Raw genomic sequence first — 24,261 nt, forward strand, 5'->3', positions numbered from 1 at the left:
GGCCCGATCTTAGGAGAGGGCCTCCTCCACGGACCTGACCAGGTGCGGCGCCAGCGTCTTGGAGAAGGTCGCGGTGATGTGGGTTTCGTCGCGGTAGGCCAGCACGTGGCCGACGACCAGCGGGCACCGCTCGTCGGTGCAGTAGGCGTCGGAGAGGTCGACCAGCGAGGCACCCGCGCCGGCGCGGCGGACGGCTTCGGGGAGCGGGTCGGAGGCGGCGTACGCCTCTTGGCGGGTCATCTCGCACGCCGACGCCTCCGCGAACGACTCCGCACCGTCGAGGCACCCCAGGGCCGCCGGGGTGAGCATCGGGTTGTCGGCGAGCGCGACGATCTTCGTGCCGCGCGCCATCACCGGCCGCCAGGCCTCGAGGAGCCGGTCGACCGCCGGGTCGGGCTCGCCGGCCGCCAGGGTCGAGTTGCGCCGCTGGGTCACCAGTACGACGTCGTACGCCTCCCCGCGGGTCAGGCGGGCCAGCAGCGCCTTCCGATAGGCACGGCGCTCGTCGTCGGCGGCGGGCGAGACCAGGCCGCCGCCGTTGGCGACCATGACGTCGATCGACCATCCCGCGCCCTTCGCGACCTGGGACAGGCCGGGGATGAGCGAAGCGGCGTGGGAGTCGCCCACCAGCGCGACCCGCAGCGCGTCCGGCTTGGTCGAGCCGTGGTGGCAGACCTCGGGGCGGGCGTCGGCGGCGAAGGTCTGGCGCTCGGAGAGATAGCAGTAGTAGGCGTTGCCGGTGTCGTCCTTGCGGGCGATCGGCGCGGGGAGGAGCACATCATCGAGAGCCGGGTTGTCACAGAACTCCAGCAGCGCCGACGCACCGAAGCACTCGACGTCGTCCGTCGCCAGCGCGTTGGCCTGCTCGCGGCTCTGCTCGACGAGGTTGCGACCGTGCACGATCCCGGGCACGGCGACCGCGGCGACCAGCGCCATCCCGAGGACGGCGAAGAGGTAGGCCCGCGGCGAGGTCCGCAGGACCGGACCGGTGCGGAACGAGGTCTCCACGAACCGGTAGGAGAGTGCCGAGAGCCCGATCGTGGCGAGCAGGATCAGCGGCTCGCGCAGCCAGGTGCCGAGCACCGGCCCCGTCGTGGGGACCACGACGACGAGCGGCCAGTGCCACAGGTAGAGCGAGTAGGAGACCGTCCCGATCCACTGCACGACCGGGTTGCCGACGATCGCGGCGCCGGACCGGCCCGGGGCGCCGGCCCAGATGACCAGCGCGGTCCCGACGACCGGCAGCAGGGCCACCCAGCCCGGGAAGGGCAGCGACTCGCGGAAGAGGATCAGCGCGCCGAGCAGGCCGGCCCAGCCGAGGATCGCTGCCGGCGCCGCCCATCGCGCCGGGGCTCGGCTCGAGGCGGCAGGCAGGACGGCCAGGAGGCCGCCGACGGCGAACTCCCACGCGCGGGTGTGGGTGACGAAGTAGGCGGCGGCGCCGTCGGTCACGGTGATGACGACCGATGCCGCGAAGCTGGCCACGAGGACGGCCGCGATGACCGTCCGGATCGCGGTGATCCGCCGCTCGGGACGGCGCCGGGTGAGGAACGCTGCCGCGACGATCAGCAGCGGCCACAGGACGTAGAACTGCTCCTCCACCGAGAGCGACCAGTAGTGCTGCGCGGGCGATGGCGGGTCCTCGGCGGCGAGATAGTCGACCGCCGCCCAGGACAGCTGCCAGTTCTCCACGTAGAACGCGGCCGCGACCGTCTCCCGCAGGAACTGCTGCCACAGCGCCTCCGGCACCAGGACGTACGTCGCCCCCGCACTGAACACGAGCACCAGCAGCGCCGCGGGGAGCAGCCGCCGGATCCGGCGGGCCCAGAAGGTGCCCAGCCGCACCCCGCCGGGCTTGGCGGCCTCGCGCACCAGGTGGGAGGTGATCAGGAAGCCCGAGATCACGAAGAAGACGTCGACGCCTGCGTAGCCGCCCCGGATCGCCCCCGGCCAGAGGTGGAAGAGCACCACTCCCAGCACCGCGGCCGTACGCAGGGCCTGGATCTCCAGCCGCTTGTCCCGCACCGGCTGCCCGGTCTGCGCGGGCTGCCCGTCCGTGGCGGGCGCGACCGTGACAGCGGTCACCTGCGCACCCGGCGGACGATCCGGCCCGCCACCCGGCGGGCCTTGCGGACGCCGCGCTCGCCGAAGCTCAGCGGGATCTCGATCCCGTGGCGCGGGCGACCGTCGAGCTCGACGATCTGCGCCCTTTCGCCGATCCGCTCGCCGATGACGTCCTCGTGGATGATCACCGGCCCGTCGAACTCACCCAGCGCGTCACGGCCCTCGAACCGCACCCGCCAGCGACCGCCCGAGAGCGCGGCGGTGGGCAGCGCGACCTCGAGGCTGCCGGAGGCGAGCTCGGTGGCGTCGTAGTCCAGCGTCCGGCGCCGGCGATCGTGGAGAAACACGACGCGGAGCCTAACGGGCTCGACCATCGTGTGGGCCAGGTGGAGGTGCGCGCGGCCGTCGACGAGCGAGAGCGAGGTCGCGGTGACCGGGTCGGTGGCACCGGAGACCACCTGGCGCACCAATTCGGGACCATCCTCGAGGGCGGCCATGATCCGGCCGAGCCGCCAGCCCGGCAGCTCGCCGGCCTCGCCGCTCTCGCCCGTCTCGCCCGCCGCGACGGCCTCGGCGACCGCGGTGAACAGGTCGCGGTGCTTGAGCACCAGGTCGGCGAGGTCGTCCCCGACCAGCGTCTCGTCGCCCAGCGAGATCGTCGCGACGGCGTTGACCAGCGGCCGCTGGAGCGTACGCAGCGGCACCACGCCGCTGTCGGCGACGAGCTTCAGCGTCTCCAGGAGGTCGGCGACCGTCCGGTCGGCCCAGCGGACGTCGTCACCGATCAGCCGCGCGGCGGTCGCCCACTGGCCCGAGGAGACCAGTCGCCAGCCCCACCGCTTGTCGCGCTCCAGGCTGTCGATCAGGTCGTCGATGCCGGCGTCGTCGAAGAGCGCGATCAGCTCGGCGATCAGGAGCCGCGCGGGCTCCAGCGCCACCGGGTCGACCACCGCCATCCCGCGCAGCGCCCGGACGATCGCCATCCAGCCGTCGGCGTCGAAGACCAGCGAGGCGTACTCCGCCCGCACCTGCGGGTCACCGAGCTCGATGATCCGGCGGGCGCAGCGCAGCTCCTGCTCCAGATAGCTGATGATCCCCGCCGGCGAGTGCGACTTCGCCGTCATCGAACCCGGTCCGGGCCGGTCGCGGTAGACGTAGACCGTCTCGGTCACGATGTCGAAGCGGGCCGTGGTCAGCGCGTGCACCATCGGCTCGATGTCGTTGGAGCGCGAGGCGTCGGGGAACTCGATCTGGGCGGAGTCCCAGAAGTCACGCCGGAAGACCCGGTTCCAGCAGGCCCGGTTGCGCAGGGCGGACGGCGCGTCGGCCAGCCTCACCAGGGTGCGCTCCTCGTCGAAGGCCGGCCACGCCCGCACCGGCCACCAGACCCGGTCGCTGAACAGCTTGAAGAACCGGCCGACCACCATGTCCGAGCCGGTCTCCCGCGTCTTGCGCAGCATCGCGGCGTACGCCCCGCGCGGAACCAGGTCGTCCCCGTCCGCGAAGGCGAGGAAGCGGCCGCGCGCCATCGAGACGCCGTGGTTGCGCGCCTGTCCCCCGCCCTTGCCGGGCGAGCGGACCACCGTCAGGCGCGGGTCGCGGGCTGCGTACGTCTCGGCGATCTCGAACGTCTCGTCGGTGGAGGCGTCGTCGACGAGGATCACCTCCAGGTCCACCGGGTCGGCGGCCGAGGACTGATCCTCGAGGATCGAGGAGAGCAGCTCGCCGACCCACAGGCCGACGTTGTGCGTCGGGACGACGACGGAGAGCTCAGGTGTGGTCATCGGGCGGCACCCTCCAGATCGCGGGTCAGATTTCCGGCCAGCTCGTCGAGCAGCCGCAGGTAGTCGCGCGACATGTCGTAGGGCGTGTACGCACGGGTGAACTCGTGCGCGGCGCGGTGTCGCGCCTCCTGCCCGTCGAGGGCCTCCAGGATCGCCGCGGCCAGGGCAATCGGCTCGTCCGGCTCCGGCGCGTACGTCACCACCCACGGCTGGTCGGCGAACTGCCGCGCGACCGGGGTGTCCTCCGGGATCAGGGCGGTGCGGCCGAAGGTGCAGGCGGCCAGCAGCGAGCCCGAGTTGAGGATCCGACGGTAGGGCAGCGCGACCACGTCGCTGGCCCGCAGCCAGTCGGAGAAGTCCGCGGTCTCGACGAACCCGAGCCGCTTGACGATGTTGGGCGCCGAGAGCATCTCCTCGACCGTCTCCAGGTCGGTCGCGGGCACCACCTTGCCGGCCACGACGAAGGTCAGGTCAGGCACCTGCTCGGCGGCGATCTCGACCGCCCGGCACAGCACGTCGAGGCCCTTGTAGGCCCGGATCTGACCGATGAAGCCCACCGTCGGCACACCCTGCGGGACCCCGATGCGCTCGCGCGAGGCGGCGTCGTCACCGCCGTCCGGATAGACGCCGAGGTAGGACGAGTGCGGCAGGTCGACGACCTTGTCGGGCGGGAGGGTGTAGTAGGCCGAGGTCTCCTCGACGGTGGCCGGGTTGAGCTGGATGATCCGGGTCGCGTAGCTCGCCAGCGCCTTGGCGACCGCGAGCTCGACGTCGACGTAGTCGGCCTCGTGGGCGATCGAGTTGTGCACCGTCCAGAGCACGTCGGCGCCCCGGTCGCGCAGGCTGCTCAGCACGTTCTCGAACCGAGCCGCGTTGGCCCACGCCTCCTCGGCGCTCTCGCAGCCGGCGGTCACCGGTGAGGTCCAGTGCACATGGAGCACGTCGCCGCGGCCCAGGTGCGCCGCGCGGGCCTCCACCCGGTGCAGCCCCTGCACTCCCTCGACGACGTCCCAGCCCGCTGCCCGCGGCGCGACGGTGAGCATCGTGAGATACGGGTTGCTCCGGTAGTACGGGAACGACAGCAGGGTCGCAGGCATGTGGGGGGTCCTCGAAATTCTCAACCGTGACGATCCCCCGAACGTCGAGACGATGTCTCGCCGGTGCCCCGGCCCGGCCGGTGACCGCAGGATTCTAGGCAGGCAAATGGACCCACTTTGACCACTCAGACGGCTTCCCCGCATGCCTTCATCACGGGTTCATCGACGGTTCATCGAAGCCACATCGGGGGGTCGCCTAACGAGCGAATTCACCGCGCGGGCAGCGATGCCGGCGACGTAGCCCACGCCGTTGGACTGCCGCGCAGCCGCCGCCAGGCGCCGAGGGCAACGCACGTGCCGCGGTGCTTCCGCGAAGACTCATCTCAAGACACCCGCGTCGACTCGGGCTGAAGATCTCTGGTCGACTTCCGCGCTGCGACGCGAGTCGTCGCCGGCCACATGACGATCGCGGCGAGCACGAGGAGCACACCAGCAGGGGCCTCAGACCACGGGGCGGTGTCGTGGGAGACGTACCCCGCGGCGATTGGGCCGACGACGAAGTATGTCGGCAGCACAGTCGTCGCGGCGATCAGGAGCACCATGACCACCGTGCTCACGGACCGGGCGGTGGACGGCCGGTCTTCGGAGGCCTCTGGCCATCCATCCGGGCTGTACCCACTCGTTGCGATCAGGGCAGAGATGATCAGCGCGCTGGGCCACAGCACCCCAAGGACAATGAGTGCCGTCAGGTCGAAGCCTGGAACGGTGACCGGCCTGCCCGCGATCCCTGACGCTAGGACCAGCACGCCGTAGCCGGCGAGCACAACAGCCGGGATGACGGCGAGCGGCCACAGCGTGTGGCGGCGAAGGACCGGCATCAGCAGAAACGGCAGCGTGAACGCGGCGACGGCCAGCAGGACGACCGACAGCCCGTAGACCTCCGCCGCATGCCCGATCGGGTGCCACGGGCTGGCTGGCCACTGGTAGTCGTAGAGGTGGTCCTGCCGCTCGAGGCAGGCGGGTTCGTCGAAACCGCCACGCGGGCACACCCCGGACCAGCGTTGCCACGCTGCCACGTACGCAAGGACCCCGGACCCGGCGAGTGAGCCTGAGGTCAGCGCGCGTGCGCCGAGGTGTCCCGGGTTCATACACTCATGAAAGCGGGCCGTACATCCGTTTGACCCCAGTGCGGCCGCGCTTCCTCGATGTTGAGGACGGTCTCACAGGCGCTGACCGGCCCCTTCAGGATCAAGCGTCGTTCAACCAGCGATACGACACTCAGGCCGGCTGCGCGTCGCGCAGCCGCTGCGAGATGACGGTGGTGACACCGTCGCCGCGCATGGTGACGCCGTAGAGGGCGTCACCGACCTCCATGGTGCGCTTCTGGTGGGTGATCACCATCAGCTGGGAGTTCTCGCGCAGCTCCTCGTAGATCTCCAGGAGCCGGCCGAGGTTGGTGTCGTCGAGCGCGGCCTCGACCTCGTCGAGGATGTAGAACGGGCTGGGCCGGGCCTTGAACAGCGAGACCAGGAAGGCGACCGCGACCAGCGACCGCTCGCCACCGGAGAGCAGCGAGAGCCGCTTGACCTTCTTGCCCGGCGGCCGGGCCTCGACCTCGATGCCGGTGGTGAGCATGTTCTCCGGGTCGGTGAGGACCAGGCGACCCTCACCACCCGGGAAGAGCCGCGCGAAGACGTGGTCGAAGGCGACGCGTACGTCCTCCCAGGCCTCGGTGAAGACCTGCTCGACGCGGTTGTCGACCTCCTTGACGATGTCGAGGAGGTCCTTGCGGGTCTGCTTGAGGTCCTCGAGCTGCTCGGTGAGGAACTTGTGGCGCTCCTCCATCGCGGCGAACTCCTCCAGCGCGAGCGGGTTGACCTTGCCCAGCGCACGCAGGTTCTTCTCGGCGATCTTGAGCCGCTTGGCCTGCTCCGCGCGGACGTAGGGAATCGGCGCGACCTCGTTGCCGTCCTCGTCGGGGTGCTGCGGGACCAGCTGGTCGGGGCCGTAGTCCTTCACGATCGCCTCGGCGTCGAGGCCGAGCTCCTCGAGGATCCGCTCCTCGAGCTGCTCGATCCGCATCCGCTGCTGGGCACGGGCCATCTCGTCGCGGTGGACGGAGTTGACCAGCTCCTCGAGCTCCTTGCCGAGGTTGCGCAGCAGCGAGCGGCACTCGCGCAGCGCCTGCTCGCGTCCGGCGCGGGACTCCTCGATCTCGGTGCGTGCCTTGGCGGCCTGCTGCACCGAGACCTCCAGCCGGTCCAGGGCGTACGCCACCGCGGTCCCGACCGCTCGCGCGGCCTCCCCCTCGCGGCGCATCTGCTCGCGACGGGCGGCCGCCTTGGCGCGCTGCTCCCGCTCCTGCCGGGCCGCGCGGAGCAGCCCCTCGGCACGGCCGGCCAGCGCGCGGGCGCGCTCCTCGGACGTACGCAGCGCCAACCGCGCGTCCATCTCGCGCTGGCGCGCGTTGCGGGCCGCCTCCGCCAGCTCGTCGCGGGCACCCAGGTCCGGCTCGTCCTCCGGCTCCTCCTCGGCCATCGCGAGGCGCTCCTCGAGCTCGGCGAGCCCGGCGACGGCGTTCTCGCGGGCCTCCTGAGCCTGCTCGACGGCGGCCAGCAGCCGCTCGGCCTCCCCGCGCGCGGCGCGCGACTGGGCACCGAACTGGCCGAGCTCCTCGGCGACGGCGGCCAGGGTGGCGTCGGACTCGTGCAGCTTGGCGAGCGCGACGTCGACCCGCTTCTGCGCGGCCAGCCGCTCGGCCTCCAGCTTGGACGTCTCGAAGGTGGCCCGCTCGGAGACCGCGTGGGCCTCGGCGAGCTGGGCGGTGGCCTCGTCGACAGCGGCCTGCACCTCGATCAGGCTGGGCACGCTCGAGGAGCCGCCGGCGGCGAAGTGGGCGCCGATCAGGTCGCCCTCGCGGGTCACCGCGGTGATCTGGGGCTCCGCAGCCACCAGCGCCTGGGCGGCGGCGAGGTCGTCGACCACCACGACCTTGTCGAGCAGCCGCGCCACCGCGGGCCGCAGCACCGGCTGGCACTCCACCACGTCCAGCGCGTACGCCGCACCAGCAGGCAACGAAGGCCAGCCGCCGGTCTCCTCGGGCGAACCGCCCAGGAGCAGCCCGGCGCGGCCGAGGTCCTCGGCCTTGAGATGCTCGATCGCCCCGATGGCCTCTTCGGAGGAGGAGACGACGACCGCGTCCGACGCGGTCCCGAGGGCGGCGGCCACGGCGGCCTCGTAGCCGGAGCGCACCGCCAGCAGCGACGCGACCGACCCGAGCACCCCCGGGAGCGAGGAGCCGAGCAGCGCGCCGGCGCCGTCCTTGCGGTTCAGCCCCATCTCCAGCGCATCCTTGCGGGCGGCGAGCGTCGAGCGGTCCCGATCGGCCTGCAACGCCTCGGCCTGCAGCTTGGCCAGCCGCTCCTCGATGTCCTCCAGCGCGGCGGCAGCAGCCTCGTGCTCGGCATCGAGGCCCTCCTCCCCCGCGTCCAGACCGGCGACCTTGGTCTCCAGGGCGGTGAAGTCACGCTGGGCCCGCTCCGCGCGCGCCAGCGCCTCCTCACGCGCAGCCGTCAGCCGGCCGACCTCGTCATCGGCGGCAGCGGCGCGCGACTTGAGCGCGTTGACCTGGCCGGCCAGCCGGGCCAGCCCCTCGCGACGGTCGGCGGCGGCACGCTCGAGCCCCTTGACCCGGCGCTCCTCCTCGGCCGCGGCATCCTCGGCCTCCTTGCGGGACTCGACCGCCTCCTCGAGGGAGTAGCGGAGCTCCTCGACCTCGGCGTCAGCGGCCTCCTCCTGCTCGCGCGCGATCTCGGCCTGCGCCTCGAGCTCCTCGGGGTCGCGCCCCTGGCGCACCTCCAGGTCCTCCGAGCCGGCGGCGTTGCGCACCCGCTCGGAGGCCAGCGACTGGGTGCCGCGCAGCCGCTCGCGCAGCGAGTTCAGCGCGAACCAGGTCTCCTGCGCGGCGGCGAGCGCCGGCAGGTCCTCGCGCAGCGCGGCCTCGAGCACCGCCTCCTGCTCACGCCCCTCGGCGATGGTCTCCTCGACCTCGGCGCGGCGGGCCAGCAGCGCACCCTCGTCGGCGAGCTCCTTGTCGAGCTCGGTCTTCGCGGTGACCAGGTCGTCGGCGTAGATCCGGGCCTTGGCGTCGCGTACGTCCATCTGCACGGTCTGCGCCTGCCGGGCGACCTCCGCCTGGCGGCCGAGCGGCTTGAGCTGTCGGCGGATCTCGACGAGCAGGTCCTGGAGCCGGTCCAGGTTGACCTGCGTGGAGTCGAGCTTGCGCAGCGCCTTCTCCTTGCGCTTGCGGTGCTTGAGGACGCCGGCGGCCTCCTCGATGAAGCCGCGGCGGTCCTCGGGGGTCGCGCGCAGGATCGTGTCGAGCTGGCCCTGGCCGACGATGACGTGCATCTCGCGGCCGATGCCGGAGTCCGACAGGAGATCCTGGACGTCCAGGAGCCGGCACGGGCTGCCGTTGATGGCGTACTCCGAGCCGCCGTTGCGGAACATGGTGCGCGAGATGGTGACCTCGGCGTACTCGATCGGCAGCGCGCCGTCGGTGTTGTCGATCGTCAGCGAGACCTCGGCCCGGCCCAGCGGGGCGCGGCCGGACGTACCGGCGAAGATGACGTCCTCCATCTTGCCGCCGCGCAGGCTCTTGGCGCCCTGCTCGCCCATGACCCAGGCGAGCGCGTCGACGACGTTGGACTTGCCCGAGCCGTTGGGCCCGACGATGCAGGTGATGCCCGGTTCGAGCTCGAGGGTCGTGGCGGAGGCGAACGACTTGAAACCCTTCAGCGTCAGACGCTTGAGGTACATCGACTTCTCCCCCGGCTCAGGACCACGTGGTCGTACACAGTTCGCAACACATCAGCGTGGCTGAGGTGAGCCAGCAAATCTAATCGCCGCTGCTCAGGGGAACCCCAGCGGGTCAAGGATAACCCGCCAGGCGTCGCGATCTGTGGACCTGAGAGCAGAGTCTCAGAGCCCCAACGTCTGCTTCACCTCGGCCCGCAGCTCCCGCAGGTGGGCATCCGCGGCCGTACGCAGCCCGGCGACCGCCTCAGGATCCGGCTCGACCCGCTCGGTGAACCTCTCGGCCAGGTCGGCGGCGTCGAAGGCGGAGACGTTGGCGTCCAGGCCGATGCGCTTCATGAAGTTGCGGTTCTTGTTGGTCGCGATCATCACGATCGACGGCACGCCGTACATCGTGGCCACCACCGAGCCGTGGAACTTCATGCTCGCGAACGCGGTGCACTCCCCGATCGCCCGGGTGAGCTCGTCGAGGTCCTCGGTGTAGACGACCTCCTTGCCCGGGATGTCGAGGTCGTCGGCGTTGGCCACGTCGCGACGGCCGACGTCCATCGTGCCGAGGATGAGGTGGCGTACGCGCCAGCCGTCCGCCATCGCCTTGCCTGCCATCTCCTCGACGCGCGAGTAGTCGTCGGGCTCCTCCAGGTTGGGCCGGTAGCGGGTGACCACGCCCAGGATCGGCGCGCCCTCGGGCTTCTCGACGGGTGGCAGGTCGAGAGAGCAGACCATGTCGGGGGCGACCTTGATGTCCAGGTCGGCGGAGATGTTGCCCAGGATCCAGTCGGCGGTCTGCTGGTCGCGGACGCCGATGAACTTCACGTTCGAGTGCTCGAGGAACTTCCGGTGCCTCTCGATGATGTGAGGCTTGATCTCGGTGTTGCGGTAGATCGGCACGCCGATGCCGACGACGAAGACGGGCTTGGCCAGCATCTTGTGGTTGAAGTAGCGCGGGTCCGCCTGCCACGGCTGCAGGATGTCCCCGCCACCGATGAGGATGGCGTCGACCTCGTCGACGATCTCGGGCAGCGGCCGGTCGTAGTAGGGCTTGGTCATGTTGTCGGCGAGCACCCGCAGCTCGAACTCCTCGCCGAAGTACTGCTCGTAGACCGACAGGAACAGCTCGTCGCCGTAGTTGCCGGCACCGAAGAACCCGGCCAGCCCGATGACCTGCTTGCGACCGCGCCGCTCACGGCGGGCCAGCGCCGCCCTGATCTGCTCCTTGAGCGGGTCGGGCAGACGGCGGGCCGCGGAGCGGAGGACCGGGTGATGACGCAACGAGGACAACGGAGAGCTCCTGTGGGGGATCACGAGACGGGTAGCCACCTGCGATGGCGAACCGCGCGAGCGTAGCGACGCCAAGTTGTTCCGGGCGCCCGCCAGCCGAACCCCAGGTGAACACTCGGGGACCAGTGCGTACGACGTCCGAAAAGGTCGAAACCGACCCTGATTACCAGAGTCGGTTCCCCCTGAGCGAGGCCAGCCTTGATCAAGAAATGGCTCTCGCCCGTGGTGTTGCTTGCCCGCAGGTCAGGCGGGCTGCATCTCCTGCATCGAGGTGTCGAGGTCCGCGGTGTGGGCCGCGACCAGTGCGTCGTTCTCCGTCTTCAGGGACAGAACGAGTTCCTCGAGCTCACGCACACGTGCACGCAGCCGAGCGTTCTCGGCTGTGAGGTGGGCGGGAGTCCGCAGGTCGCTGCTCATGTAACCGATCAGCGCCTTCGCCATGAATACGTTTCCTTCGTTGGAATCACTAGAAGTTCCCGCGATACCGGGCCGTCTACAAGGGTGACACCGTTATCGACAAGCGTCAACGTCGCGCGTCCAAAGCCGGGACCTCCGACCGTGCAAACCGCGGATTTCAGGCAGAACTTGAGTTCATCGCACTCAACTTTTGCCCGAACTCGGGTCAGCCGCGGCGACGGCGCTCACGCAGTTGCATGAGCTCCTTCTTCTCCTTGCTGGTCAGCGAGTCGGCGCCCTGGGCGTGGATCTTGTCGAGGAGCTCGTCCATCCGCTGGTCGTCCTTCGAGACGGTCGAGGACTCCCACGGGCCGGTGACCACGGTCGGGCCGGACTTGCGCTTCTTGGCCTTGGCGGGCTTGGCCGCCCTCGGCTGACCGGAGCCGGCCACCTGCGGGATCCAGGCGAACCGGTCGAGCAGGCCGAACTGGCGCGCGACGAACGCGTTGACAGCCAGGCCGACGACGAAGACGAGCAGCATCACCCAGCTGCGGTAGCCCAGGTATTGGATCAGCTGGATGCCGACCAGGATCACACCGAAGAGCCAGGCGGGGATGTTGAACATGAACATCCGGTCGGGCCACTGCGCGATCCACAGCAGCACCACCATCATCTCGAGCATGCCCAGGCCGAAGAGGGCGTAGGAGGGGTCGAGCACCGCGCCGAAGAAGACGGCCAGGACCGAGAGCACCGCGGTGAACGCCACCAGCAGCCAGGCGAACCGGACCCGGCCGAGCTCGTTGCGCTCGAGGTCGGAGCCGAAGTACCAGAAGAAGAAGATCGCGAGTACGTCGAAGATGCCGAACTGCGGATAGGCGAACGGCCAGGTCAGCAGCGTCCACAGCTTGAGCTCGGCGATGTTGGGCTGGACCAGGGCCAGCCCGAGCACGCCCCCACCACCGAGGATGGCGAAGAGCACCAGTCCGACGATGCTCGCGAAGACCACGAGCCATGTCGTGGTCACCCCCAAGGAGCCGATGTGGAACCAAGGCTCGTGGGGGTAGCGACCGCCTGGGGACAACCGGAAACGTTCTCGCACGGGGCCGAGCCTATCCACGCATTGGTTGCCGCGTCAGCAGGGCACTCCCATCGACTTTCTCGATGTCACGCAGCTGCGGCGGTAGCGCCGGATCCTCGCGCCACGGATGTTGGCGAAACGCCTTGCCCGCGCCGTACCTGTCGATCATCCCGATCAGTGCGGCGAGGTCCTCGGCCCGGTCCTGGGCGACCAGCCAGGCCATGAGCCGCTGAACGAGCGGGACCGTCGTGTCCTCGAACGGGACGCCGGCGTCGTACCAGAACTCCAGGACCGCGGCGCGCAGCAGCTCCCAGTAGCGGCACGGATCCTCGGTATCGGGGTGAACCGCCGCGCGGAAGTGCTCCCACATGTCGATCGGCAGGATCTCGACGAGCAGCGTCTCCATCAGCTTCGCCGAACCGGCCGCGCGGACCAGCTCGACGGTCTGGCGCTTGGTGTCGATCCGCTCGACGAGGTTGGCCGTCTGCGCCCGCTTCTGCGTCGCCGAGGACCGGTCGGCGCGGACCTGCCAGTCGTAGACGATCTCGGTCAGGACGTCGAAGGAGTCGGCGGCGAGGAACACCTGCGTGAGCGCGACCTGGTCCTGGTAGCGGGTGCGCTCGGGGAAGGCGATCGAGTTCTCCGTCCAGAACGACCGCCGGAAGATCTTGTTCCACACGAAGATGTCGGCGAGCATCAACGGCGCGTCCTCGATCCGGCACCGGAGCCGCTCCTCCGCGTGGTTGCGGCGCATCAGCGGCGTCATGAACCTCCGCTCCACCCCGCCCTCGACGCTGACCCGCTCCGCGGCCCCGACCGCGAAGTCCGAGCCCGTACGCCGCAACGACCGCACCATCGCCGACCATGCGTCCGGCGGGAGGATGTCATCGGGGTCGACGAACGTCAGCAGCTCGCCGGTCGCCGCGTCGATCCCGGTGTGACGCGCCCTCGACACCCCCGAGTTCGGCTGCGTGATGACGGTGACGCAGGCCTCCTCGGCGGCGATCCGCTGCAGGATCTGCGCCGATCCATCGGTCGAGCCGTCGTCGACGACGATCACCTCGAGCCTCGAGATCTCGCTCCGTGGCTGGTCCAGGACGCTGCGCAGGCTCTTCTCGACGTACTCCGCGACGTTGTAGACCGGCACGACCACGCTGAGCGTGGGCCTGCCTCGCAGCAGCCCTCGTGCCCGACGGACCCCGGCTGCGGTCGTCTGGCGCCAGAACGTCACGCCGATCCGCTTCCTGCGTCCTGCTCCGCGATCTGTGCCCGAAGGGCCACCTTGAGCGAGTTCAGGCGGTAGATCTCCTCGGTAGCCGTCACCAGCGCCGCGACCACCTCTGCCTCCTCGAGCAATCCCGTGGCGGGGCGGAAGACATGGGTCGGAGTGAGGTTGTAGGTGCCCGTCTGGGCGTAGCCCATCCGAATCATCCAGGAGGAGACCTTCTGGTATCCCGTCAGCGTTCCGCACTCGGCATACACGATTGGGCGGTCCCTGGCGATGAGTGCCGCTGCCCCCTCGAGCACATCGATCTCCGCCCCTTCGACGTCGATCTTGAGTGCCGCCACGCGGGCTGGGAACTGCTCGTCGTCGAGAGCGACGACTGCGAAGTCGCCCTCCTCGTCCGCGACCGCGACCGACTGCGCCCCCAGGTTCGTCGCGTCGAGGTCCGCCATCGTGCCGCGTGCCGACTTCGAGTGGACGCCGACGTCACGGACGACGACACGGTCACCGAGGTCGTTCGCCTCCACGCTGGCCCTGATTCCCGCGACCAGCTCGGGGTTCGGCTCGTACGCGACGACCTGGAGGTCTCCGACCACAGCCAGGTACAGCGTGTGGTTGCCGATGTTCGCCCCGACGTCGACCACGAGATCTCCCGGCTCGAGAGCGGCTGCCATCGCCTCGAGCATCTGCTCCTCGTAGGGGCGGCCGGTCTTCACCAGGTTCGACTGGATGTAGTCGGTCGCGGCGTGCGGGACGCAGACCACATAGCTCCGTTCCCCGACCTCGATCGTGGTCATGGGGGCTGGAGATGTCGTGCTGTCAATCATTCGTGATCACTTTCGCAGCGCAAGGACGGGACGGAACAGGTGCCTCGACGCCCTCAGGTTTGTCGCAAGGCGTCTTCGATGGCGCGCCCCAGGTACGGCGCGAGGGTTCGCGTGTAGGTGAGTGTCAGGTGTTCACCGTCGTCACGGTAGACGATGACGTGACCGACGACCGGTCGGCAGACCTTCGGTTCGCAGTAGAGGTCCGTCAGGTCGACCAGCACCGCGTTCGGGTCGATGGCCACAGCCTCTGCCAGGCCCGATGGTGGAAGGACCTTTCTACGAGGCTGAGCACACGCCGATGCTGCGTCCAGCCGCTGCGCCTCCACGCAGGCCATCGTTCCTTCTGGCATCGCCGGGTTGTCCTCGATCGCGATCACGGGCACCTTTCGAGGTGCCGGCCGGTGCGCCCATGCGCGGACCAGCCCGTCAGCAGTCGCACCGACCGAGGTCGTCACGTCGTCACCGGCCAGGATCGGAGAGGAGTTTCGCGCCTTGGAGGTGAGGATCGCATCGAGATCGTCAGCCTTCTCGACGTACGCGCTGATCTGACGTCGCCACTCTTCGCACATCGTCTGGTCTGCGGTGCTGTTCTTCTGGAGATCCGCTTCCGTCCAATAGCAGCCGACCCGGCCGGCAACGTCGATCCGCCACCCGAACTCGTGCGCGATGTCCTCGTACGCCCCGACCAACTGGTCGTTGTGGGAGTCGCCGACCGCGAGCAGTCGCCTGCTGTAGCCGGTCTCCGGACCGAGCCGACACATGACGACGTCGCCGGACTTGGCGGCCGAACTCGACCAGCATTCGGCTCTGTTCGCCTCGTCCGTGGCGAGCTCGGACGGGTCCGGGACCAGGACGCCCTCCAGATCGGGGTCTTCGCAGGTCGGATCAGCAAGCTTGGCTGCACCCAGGCACGACAGGTCCTGGGCGAGCAGGGTGTTCACCTTCCGTTCCGACTCCGCGGCGCCGTTCACCTTGACGGCCAGCCCACCGGCAACGACGGCCAGCACGACGGCCATCGCCGCAGCGCTCCACAGGCCGACCGTGGCCGGGGAGCGTCCGCCAAGAAGGCGTGCGGAGAAACGCACCCGATTCTCCCACTGCGTCGTGCTGAGCCATGCGAGCGGGAACGTCACGCCGAGGATCACCAGCTTCGTCCCCACGTTCAACGGCGCATCGGTGATGTACGGCACCAGGACGATGAGCGGCCAGTGCCAGAGGTAGATCGCGTACGAGGTGTCGCCGACGAGCGACACGGGTCGCCATGACCCGACTCGGGCGAGAAACGTTCCCCGGCCGAGCCAGATGGCGAGTGCGGCGCCGCTCACCGGGACCAGGGCGGCTACCCCTGGAAATGGAGTCGCGCTGGTGTATTGCGTCGCTGCTGTCGCGATCAGCACGAGGCCCAGCGCCACCCCCAGGGCGCGCGCCGTTCTCGAGGCGATCATCGGAAGGAGTCCGACGAGAACTCCGGCGGCGAACTCCCATGCCCGGGTGAAGGTGGAGAAGTATGCCTCCGGGGTGTTCGCGGTGAGCCATACCCCGTAGGTGAAGGAGGCGCAGACGACGAGCGCGAACAGCGACCCGGCGAGACGTCGGGTGGTGACGTACGACCCGGGGCGGATCCACCGGGAGAGCAGCGCCACCAAGAGCAGCAGCACGGGGGTGAACAGGTAGAACTGCTCCTCGACGGAGAGGCTCCAGAAGTGCTGAACCGCGGACGCCTTGTTGTCGGCGGCGAGGTAGTCCACGCTCGCCCAGGCGAGCCGCCAGTTCTCGACGTACAGGCTCGAGGCAGCGATCTCGGTCAGGAACTGCGACCAGAGACTTCTTGGCACCCAGAGGAAGGTCGCGACGGCGCTCACCAGCAGGACGAGGAGCGACGCCGGCAGAAGCCGCTTCGCTCGCCGGGCCCAGAAGGCACCCAAGCGAATGCGGCCGGTCGTCTCCAACTCCCGGAGCAGGTGGCTGCCGATCAGGAACCCCGAGATGACGAAGAACACGTCCACACCGACGTACCCACCACTCAGCCGCCCCGGCGCGAGGTGGTAGGCGAACACCGAGAGGACCGCGATCGCGCGCAGCGCCTGGATGTCCGGTCGATACGCGGCCGCCCGGGTCTGTGTCCTCGTTGCGGCATCCGGATCAGCCGACGGCGTATCCGTCAGGATCGTCATGAAGCTCCCTCGTCCACGTGCACCGTCATCGCCCTCAGAGAAGCGGCGCCGTGTCGACGTCGTCCGGGCCGATCACACGACCGTCGTCCGCGACGCCTCGGATTCGCTGCAGCAGTGCATCACGCGAGACCCCCACGCCGTTCTCGACGTGGTCGAACACCTTCTCCAGCACGAGGTCGTTGTTGCCCTGGAACGCGTTGCGACGCCACAGCGCGACAGCCTGTGCCTCCTGGATCTGCTGGTAGCCGGCCCGCTCGCGCGGCATCCAGACCGGGTAGCCGTTGGCGGTCGCCATGGCCTTGAGCCACAGATCATCGGCGTACAGCGCGGTCTTGGAGATCGCCTCGGTGTCGAAGGCGGCGGCGGGCAGCGAGTGCGGCGGGTAGAGGACGCCACCGATCCCGGTGGGGAGAAGCTGGTAGCTCGCCTTGCCACGCAGGTAGTTGCAGTCGTAGACCCAGCCGTCGTAGGACCGCAGGGTGCCATCGGGCCGGAACAGAGCAAGGTTCGCCCGCTGGCAGATGATGGCGTGCGGGTTCGCCACGTGCCCCTCGTACAAGGAGTCGATGAGGTTCTCGTCGTAGATCACGTCGTCGTCGACCGTGACCACGATCGCGTCGGGGTACTCCTGCATGGCGTAGAAGTACTTCTTGTGAGGCGCGATGTCGCCGTCCACCCAACGGATCCGGAAGCAGTCGCCCTGGCGGTCCAGGACCTCCTTCGGCACATCGGACTCCCGGTTGGGGAAGTTCTCCGTAGAGAGCCACAGGAGCACCTTGTCGGGCCGCCTCGTCTGTTCCACGAGGGAGTCGATGCACTGACCGATGGTGAGCATCCGGTGAGGAATCGAGGTGAGCGACACCACGATCTCCCGCGTGCCTGAGGCAGCTCGTCCCCGCCCTCGATCAGCCGTTGACCTGGCCGGCTGGATCTTCCGACCCGCGCCGGCGGCGATCCGACGCTCGAAGAGGGCTCCGAGGTCCTTGGCGTACGCGTCCATGCTGGCCCGCTCCTCGTACGCCCGCCTGGACGCGATGCCCATCTTCTCGAGGGTCGAGGCTTCCTTGTCCATCATGGCCATGAAGGCGTCGCGCAGCGACATCACGTCACCGGTGTCGACCACCAGGCCGTTCGCGTTGCTGACCATGTACTTCGCGCCGACGTTCTCCGTCACGATCAGGGGCTTGGACAGCATCGCTCCCTCGAGAGCGACCAGGGAGCACGACTCGTCGCGTGACGCGACCACCACGGTGTCCATCTGCGAGAGCAGCTCGATCTTCTTGCGCTCGTCGGAGATCACGCCGTGGTAGTGGATGTTCTCCTCGTCCGCGATCTGACCGAACACGTAGGAGGTCACCGACGTGCCACTGTTGATGAACCCGCCCGCGAAGTGCAGCTCTGCCCGAGCGCGATACTCCTCCGGCATCGCCTTGAAGGCAGCGATGAAGACGTCGTATCCCTTGCGGTGCTCGACGGTACCGAGCTGGACGAACTTGAACGTGCCACCGGCCGCGATCTCGTACGGCTGCGCGTACTCGGACACGTCCACGACGCTGTTGCGGACGATCTCCACGGGACCGTCGGCGTGCTCCGCAACGGCAGCTGCGGCGTACTCGCTGACCACGCAGATGCTGCGGCTCTGGCGAAGCGTCTCCTGACGCTCCGGAGCTGCGGCGAAGAAGTCCGGCAGGTTGGTCGCCTCACGGACGTACCAGACGAGCGGGATCCGACCTTCCAGGGCGCGAACGTAGTCGTCTGTCGCCACGGTGTTGCAGACGACGAGCTCGACACCGCTCTCGATGAGCTTGTTGATCCGCTTCGGGCCCAGCTGACCGGCGCGCACCACCTTCACGGAGATGCCGAGTGCCGCGAACTCCTTCGAGAAAGGACCGGGCTTCGCAGTCCAGACCACCGGCTCGTACCCCAGCGACATCGCGACCTTGCACATCCTGTGAAGGCTTCTGGGCGTACCGGTGTACGTCATCTCCGGCGAGACGAACACGATGCGTCGCGGCCGCGAGAGCTGCGCGGAGTCGTTCGCCGCGTCCGCGGACTCGAGGGCCTGGATCGGCCCGGTGAGGTCGAACAGGTCACCGAAGCGTTCGGTGTGCGTCTCCTCACCGAACAGCGCCGGTGTCGCGTCGTAGAGGAAGTCCTTGTAGACCTCGTGGGAGTACGACTCGTTCTCGATCGCCGCCTTCAGCGGGTTGAACGCGACGTAGGGAGAGATCGGGCGGATGTCCCGATAGTTCTTGGTCCGCGCCTGGTACGCCTCGACGAAGTCGACGATCCCGCGCTGCATCTCGGTGATCTGCTCGACATTGCGCGGAGCGTTGTTCCCCCGGAGGGCGACAGGCCGGCCGTCGTCGTCGAACCCATAACCCACGACGCTGGAAGCAACCTGGGTGAACAGATACTCGAGCGGGTGGTGCAGCAGATCGGTCTTGCGTGCCGCCTTCGGTCCGCCGGGCATCATGAACCTCGCCAGGTCCAGGTTGGACATCGGCGAGTACGCGTAGGCGCTGATGAACCCGTCAGACACCATGTCGGTGACCTGTTCGGTGCGGCTCGTGCACATGAGTGCACCGAGGACCTCGAGTTCACGGTCTGCCAACGCGGTGCGGAAGAAGTGGCGGAGGGTGGTGATGCAGGTGCCGCTCCAGCCGATGTCCACGATCAGAACCCGCCGGGCATCGCCGACGGCCTCGGTGAAGTATGCCTTCGCCGCATCGACGCTGGTGCGGTTGTGCTCCTCGATGACGTGCTTGTGGTCCCAGAAGAACCGCTCCAACCGCCGCCGGGTGGCGCTCGCCGGGAACAGGAACCTCTCGATGTCTGCCTTGTCCAGGTAGGGCAGGAGGTAGTCGAACCCTGTGTCGATCAGCAGCTGCTCGATGGTCTTGGTGTTGTTGGATTCCTTGAACCAGCGGAAGAAGGAGCGCCCGACGAAGTCGTCGAAGTTCAGATCCAGAGTGATCCCAGAAGCTGCATACCGCGAGACGTCGATATAGGCGCTGTCGGCGCTGCCGTAGAAGCGGTCGTAGACGCGCGAGATCACGTCGCAGTCCCGCCCGCAGAACAGAACCCGGTCGATGGCCTTCTCACGAACGACCGTCTCGAGAAACTCGCAGAAGCCGGCTGCCAGGACGCCGCCGACGCGGTAGCCGTGCGTGTAGTGCAGACCTTCGGTCCAGGTGCCGGAACCGATCGTGTTGTTCAGGACCGCGCCGTAGAAGCTGCCGGCCAGGGTCTCCATGTACGGCTCCCGAACCAACCGTCGCTGGTCCTCGTTGTACACCGCCGGTAGACCAACTCGTTCGGACTGCTCGACGTCAGCCTCGAGATTGTCACCGACGTGCACGAGCGACGTCTCGCTGCCGTAGTACTCCAGGAGGACCTGCTGCAGCGTCCCATCGCCCTTGCGGCGGAGGTACTCGTTCGAGAGGTAGATCTTCTCGTAGCCCGTATATCCGTTGCGAACGAGCATCTCCTCGATGACCTCCCGGGGAAGGTACATGTCCGAGGTGAACACGATGGTCTTGCCCTGGGCGAGGAGCCGGTCGAAGACCTCTTTGATGTACGGGTTCGCTTCGGACAGCTCGATCTCGAGGTTCTGCTCGAGCACCTCCCACGCCGGGTCCGCGCCGTACCGCTCGGCCATCACGGTGTAGATGTCACGCAGCGTGACCTCACGAGAGCCCTTGTGGTTGTCGTTCTCCCGCCGCGCGTGGTCCTCGGCCTGCCTGCGGATGCTCGGGAACCTGTCGATGCCGAGCCTCGACCCCATGATCCGGAAGACATCCTTCGGGAACTCAACAGCCCGATACAGCGCCGTGTCGAAGACGTCGAACGAGACGACGTCGTACGCGGCCAGCTTCTCGGTCATCTCGTCGATGCTGAGCCGCTCGACGCTGTCCGGCTTGAGGTAGTAGGGCCGCCCGGTCTCCAGCTCTTCGCCTGGGGTCTCTCCGAGACGGGCACGGAGCCGCTCGATCTTCGCGTTCAGACCGGACTGTCGGTCCAGGAGGCGGGTGTAGCGGGACACGACCGGACCGCCGCTGGTCGGACGACCGAACAGCACCAGCTTGTGCTCCCCGTCCACCTCTGCGACGCGCACCATCCGATGGCGCAGCCCGAGCTTGTTGGTCGGCTGCTCGCCCATACCGGCAGGCATGGTTCCTCCTTGTGTTTCTGGGGTGACGACAGTGCGGGCAGCCCCGCGGTTGGTCTGGTTGTGATCGAGTTGGCTCATGGCCGCGACGGTGCGGGCTACTTCTCGAGGGCGCGGGGCTGTGGCTGCGACGGGCGGACATCCCGCTTGAGCGAGTTGCGGATGACGCGCGGTCCGGACGTCATCAGGGAGCCGATCCTGAACGACACCGACCTGCGGGTGTCGGCGAGCTCCTGGTCACGGCCCTGGAGCTGCTGCTCAAGGCTGACCACCCGGCTCCTCAGCCGCTTGCGGACGGCCGAGGTGACGCCGGCTGCTGCCGCGACCGCGTCCGCGAGGTAGACGGCCACGATCTCGCCGCACATCGGGCTCATCGCCGCGTACTGCCACCACCGCTCCGCGAAGTCGGCCGAGACGTCCATCCACGGCTTGCGCTTGTCAGCGAAGTGGATGATGACCGGCGAGCTCATCGCATCGTCGTACTCGTCCCGGGACCAGACCCGCTGGACGGCCGGCCGGCTCCAGAACTCCTCGACGTTCTTGGGCCCGTACTTCGTCATCAGGTTGAAGCGGAGCGGAAGATGACGGATGCCGTCGTAGCAGACGATGTTGATGATGTCCTGGTCGTCCGAGTCGAACCCCCGGGAGGAGAGCTCGAGGAACTCTTCGACCAGACCGTGCTCACGCATCCGCTTCAGGTTCATCAGCATGACGCCGGAGTTGACGTAGCGGTCGAAGGACGGGAGGCCCATTGCCTGCGCGGCCTCGGCCGAGCGGACGTGGTAGGCGGCGGCGGGCACCGCGGCGACGTAGACGTCGTCCACATCCTGCGTGTAGAGCTGCGACAGATCGCTCTCGATGATCGTGTCGACGTCGAGGTAGATGATCCTGTCGACGTCCGGGAAGAGGTCCGGCAGCTTGAGCCGGAAGTACGCCGGTGCCGTCAGGTGCGAGGTGCTGACCTTGACGTCGGCGAAGCCGTCCACGACGACGAACGAGACCGTGTTGCCCGGATAGCGACCTTCGAAGGAGAGGAACTGGTCGCGCACTTCTGCCGGAAATTCCTCCGCCACCAGGATTCTGAGGTCATATCCGGTGTCGGTGTCCGAGTTCTCCAGCAACGACGTGATCGCCACCGACATCGGCTTGGCGTAGTTGAGGTCGGCGGCCATGGCGACCGGGATGGTCCGGGTCTGCTCGGCCTGGCCGGTGTCTACGCGGGGTTGCGGTAAGTCCAGATCCTGCGGGCGCTTTGTGGGCGCTTGATCGGATACGGCGAGCTTGTGGGGAGCCACCTGTTGTCCTTGTCGAGCTTTGACCGCCCCGGTGGCTGGGAGTGTGGTTCACGCCTGTGCCTGTGGAGGAGGGCCTTGGTTTTTCATCCCCGAGATCCGGGTGACCACGTCGCCACCCGGCTTGAACCGCCGGCCCGAACACAGCGGTGTGTCGTCCGCCCCTTTCGGCGGGTGCAGGCGAACTGCACCCAGGACGAACGACCCGAAGGTTAACTCACCCGAATCCTGAATCCTTAACGAACGATGAGGAATCCGGGAAGTGTCATGCGCCTGCAACATTTGAAGGGCCCGAACAGGCCATGAGCAATAGCCTGAGTGGGCTATTGCGCGGTGATCCTCCGCACCCGAGGGGCTGGTTGGCACTTCGGGCAGAAGTAGGAGGAGCGGTTCATGAAGGCGATGCGGCGCATCGGGGCTCCGCACCGGTCGCAGGGCTCACCCTCACGTCCGTACGCAGCCAGCGACCGCTCGAAGTAGCCCGACTCGCCGTTCACGTTGACGTAGAGCGCGTCGAAGGAGGTGCCGCCCTGGGCGAGGGCCTCGGTCATCACGTCGTGTACGTGGCCGAGCAGCTCGCGCACCTTCGGGGCGGTCAGGCGCTCCCCCGGTCGTTCGCCGTGCAGCTTCGCGCGCCACAGCGCCTCGTCGGCGTAGATGTTGCCGACGCCGCTGATCACGGTCTGGTTGAGCAGGATGCGCTTGATGCCGCTGGCCGACCTCCGGACCCGCCGGACGACCGCCTCGGCGTCGAAGGCGGCCTCGAGCGGGTCGGGGGCGATGTGGGCGATCTCGGGCGGGAGCTCGGCCCCACCGGGGCTGATCGAGAGGCCGCCGAACATGCGCTGGTCGACGAAACGGAGCTCGCGCCCCTCGGCGGCGCCCTCCAGCCGGATGCGGACGCGCAGGTGCCTCTCGTCGGGCGAGGCGGGAGGCTGGACGAGCATCTGGCCGCTCATGCCCAGGTGGGCCATCAGGGCGTCGCCGGAGTCGAGCGGAAGCCACAGGTACTTGCCGCGACGGCGGGCGCCGGTGAGGACGCGGCCCTTCAGCTCGTCGGCGAAGGCCGAGGCGCCGGCCAGGTGGCGGCGTACGGGCCTGGGGTGCAGGACGTCGACGGCGACGATCCTCGTGCCGAGTACGTGGCGCTCGAGGCCGGCGCGTACGACCTCGACCTCGGGGAGCTCAGGCATCCGGGCCGGGCTTCTAGGCCGAGGAGGAGGCGGAGGCCTGGATCTCGCCGTAGGCGGTCTCCGCGGCGGCCTGCTCGGCCTCCTTCTTGGACCGGCCCACGCCGTTGCCGTAGAGCTGGTCGCCGACCCGGACCTTCGCGGTGAAGGTCTTCATGTGGTCGGGGCCCTCGTCGGTGATGACGTACTCGGGCACACCGAGGGCGCGCTCGGCGGCGAGCTCCTGCAGGGAGGTCTTCCAGTCGAGACCGGCTCCCAGGTCGGAGGCCTTCTCGATGAGCGGGTCGAAGAGCCGGTGGACGAGGACCGTGGAGACCTCGATGCCACCGGAGAGGTGGACCGCTCCGATCACCGCCTCGACGGTGTCGGAGACGATCGACGCCTTCTCGCGCCCACCGGTGGCCTCCTCGCCCCGGCCCAGCTTGATGTGCTGGCCCAGGCCGATGGCCTGACCGACCTCGGCCAGGGCGCGGGCGTTCACAACCGCCGCCCGCAGCTTGGCCAACTTGCCCTCGGGCAGGTCGGGGTGGGTGCGATAGAGGGTCTCGGTGACCACGACGCCGAGCACCGAGTCGCCCAGGAACTCCAGGCGCTCGTTGGTGGGCAGGCCACCGTTCTCGTAGGCGTAGGACCGGTGAGTCAGCGAACGCTCAAGCAGCTCGGGGTCCAGAATCGGATCCCCGAGCGCTTTGCGTAGCTCGGCGTAGTTGGTCAGGAGACTAACCGCGTGTCAGATCAGAGGACCTGGCGACGCTCGGCGCGAGCGCCGTACTGGCCGCACTCGCCGCACGCACGGTGCGGGATGTGCTTGGCGCCGCAGGCGGGGTTCGCGCACGTCACCAGGGTCGGCGCGACGGCCTTCCAGGCCGAGCGGCGGTGGCGGGTGTTGCTGCGCGACATCTTCCGCTTCGGAACAGCCACTGTTAT

Annotated in this window: 16 protein-coding genes; all 16 read right to left on the reverse strand. The window is 68.6% G+C overall.

Going from position 1 to position 24,261, the window contains the following annotated elements:
- Positions 1-9 precede the first annotated feature (9 nt).
- Entirely contained in the window at positions 10-2,085 is a 2,076-nt protein-coding gene (locus HD557_RS17720) for an acyltransferase family protein (RefSeq protein WP_196874824.1), read from the reverse strand.
- A complete protein-coding gene (locus tag HD557_RS17725) occupies positions 2,082-3,848 on the reverse strand; it encodes a glycosyltransferase family 2 protein (RefSeq protein ID WP_196874825.1) in 1,767 nt (588 codons plus the stop codon). The genes HD557_RS17720 and HD557_RS17725 overlap by 4 nt, the downstream gene beginning before the upstream one ends.
- Positions 3,845-4,945: a glycosyltransferase gene (locus HD557_RS17730; protein WP_196874826.1), complete on the reverse strand. Its 1,101-nt coding sequence runs from the start codon at positions 4,943-4,945 to the stop codon at positions 3,845-3,847. The genes HD557_RS17725 and HD557_RS17730 overlap by 4 nt, the downstream gene beginning before the upstream one ends.
- A 323-nt stretch (positions 4,946-5,268) precedes the next feature.
- The gene (locus HD557_RS17735) at positions 5,269-6,033 is read right to left on the reverse strand and encodes a hypothetical protein (protein WP_196874827.1); all 765 of its coding nucleotides are present in this window, start codon (positions 6,031-6,033) and stop codon (positions 5,269-5,271) included.
- A gap of 130 nt (positions 6,034-6,163) precedes the next feature.
- On the reverse strand, positions 6,164-9,703 hold the full coding sequence (gene smc, locus HD557_RS17740) for a chromosome segregation protein SMC (protein WP_196874828.1): 3,540 nt from the start codon (positions 9,701-9,703) through the stop codon (positions 6,164-6,166).
- A 162-nt stretch (positions 9,704-9,865) separates the two neighbouring features.
- Positions 9,866-10,981, reverse strand: a complete 1,116-nt coding sequence (locus HD557_RS17745; protein WP_196874829.1) for a polysaccharide pyruvyl transferase family protein — start codon at positions 10,979-10,981, stop codon at positions 9,866-9,868.
- A 243-nt stretch (positions 10,982-11,224) separates the two neighbouring features.
- Entirely contained in the window at positions 11,225-11,422 is a 198-nt protein-coding gene (locus HD557_RS17750) for a hypothetical protein (RefSeq protein WP_008358275.1), read from the reverse strand.
- Positions 11,423-11,603: 181 nt separating this feature from the next.
- Positions 11,604-12,401 (reverse strand): DUF6576 domain-containing protein, encoded by a 798-nt coding sequence (locus HD557_RS17755; RefSeq protein WP_196874830.1) that lies wholly within the window; start codon positions 12,399-12,401, stop codon positions 11,604-11,606.
- 85 nt (positions 12,402-12,486) lie between these two features.
- Positions 12,487-13,686 (reverse strand): glycosyltransferase family 2 protein, encoded by a 1,200-nt coding sequence (locus tag HD557_RS17760; RefSeq protein ID WP_196874831.1) that lies wholly within the window; start codon positions 13,684-13,686, stop codon positions 12,487-12,489.
- Positions 13,683-14,477, reverse strand: coding sequence for an FkbM family methyltransferase (locus tag HD557_RS17765; protein WP_196874832.1), 795 nt, complete (start codon positions 14,475-14,477; stop codon positions 13,683-13,685). Before HD557_RS17765 ends, HD557_RS17760 begins: the two co-directional genes overlap by 4 nt.
- A gap of 83 nt (positions 14,478-14,560) precedes the next feature.
- On the reverse strand, positions 14,561-16,681 hold the full coding sequence (locus HD557_RS17770; protein WP_196874833.1) for an acyltransferase family protein: 2,121 nt from the start codon (positions 16,679-16,681) through the stop codon (positions 14,561-14,563).
- Positions 16,682-16,715: 34 nt separating this feature from the next.
- A complete protein-coding gene (locus HD557_RS17775) occupies positions 16,716-20,855 on the reverse strand; it encodes a glycosyltransferase (protein WP_196874834.1) in 4,140 nt (1,379 codons plus the stop codon).
- Positions 20,856-20,950: 95 nt separating this feature from the next.
- Positions 20,951-22,024, reverse strand: coding sequence for a glycosyltransferase family 8 protein (locus HD557_RS17780; RefSeq protein WP_196874835.1), 1,074 nt, complete (start codon positions 22,022-22,024; stop codon positions 20,951-20,953).
- A 443-nt stretch (positions 22,025-22,467) separates the two neighbouring features.
- The gene (gene mutM, locus HD557_RS17785; RefSeq protein ID WP_196874836.1) at positions 22,468-23,337 is read right to left on the reverse strand and encodes a bifunctional DNA-formamidopyrimidine glycosylase/DNA-(apurinic or apyrimidinic site) lyase; all 870 of its coding nucleotides are present in this window, start codon (positions 23,335-23,337) and stop codon (positions 22,468-22,470) included.
- Positions 23,338-23,350: 13 nt separating this feature from the next.
- On the reverse strand, positions 23,351-24,049 hold the full coding sequence (gene rnc / locus HD557_RS17790; RefSeq protein ID WP_165110474.1) for a ribonuclease III: 699 nt from the start codon (positions 24,047-24,049) through the stop codon (positions 23,351-23,353).
- Between the two features lie 20 nt (positions 24,050-24,069).
- Positions 24,070-24,255 (reverse strand): 50S ribosomal protein L32, encoded by a 186-nt coding sequence (gene rpmF, locus HD557_RS17795; protein ID WP_008358292.1) that lies wholly within the window; start codon positions 24,253-24,255, stop codon positions 24,070-24,072.
- Positions 24,256-24,261 lie beyond the last annotated feature (6 nt).

The organism is Nocardioides luteus (assembly GCF_015752315.1).
GTDB lineage: Bacteria > Actinomycetota > Actinomycetes > Propionibacteriales > Nocardioidaceae > Nocardioides.